Consider the following 460-nt stretch of genomic DNA (forward strand, 5'->3'; position numbering starts at 1 on the left):
CTTGATTCTAAATAATAATTCAGTTCGCGCCAATTAAATGCACTCTCACTTTCGACGATCTTCCTAATTATACTCCCTCCAATATATTTAAAACTCATACTCAAATAATTATCAAACCCCAAATAATTTAATGTTTTCCCAAGCCCTGACTCTTCATTATACAAGTGAGATTTTAGGTAATTACCAATAACTTTTGAAATATAACCCTTGCTCGCATTTATCTGAGATACATCTTTAAATCCCAGATAATGATAATTTCCTTTTTCATTATATGCTGAATACCATGGAAACTTATCAAACAAATTTGTTGAAAGCGCGATAACATTTGAGTCCTCGTTAATATTATGACCAGTAAACTCTATTTTGGTGATATCACTTTTAATAGAATAATCAGTCATAAAGTCAACAATGCTTTTTAATAGCCTACTTTTACCCGTACCATTTTTTCCTATTATAACAG

The 460-nt window shown here is 30.4% G+C and carries 1 pseudogene; it reads right to left on the bottom strand.

The window, feature by feature from the left end:
• A pseudogene (locus B2J69_RS24140) lies at positions 1-460 on the bottom strand (hypothetical protein); the annotation flags it as partial.

Origin of the sequence: Pantoea latae, from assembly GCF_002077695.1 — a bacterium.
In the GTDB taxonomy this organism is placed as follows: Bacteria; Pseudomonadota; Gammaproteobacteria; order Enterobacterales; family Enterobacteriaceae; genus Pantoea; species Pantoea latae.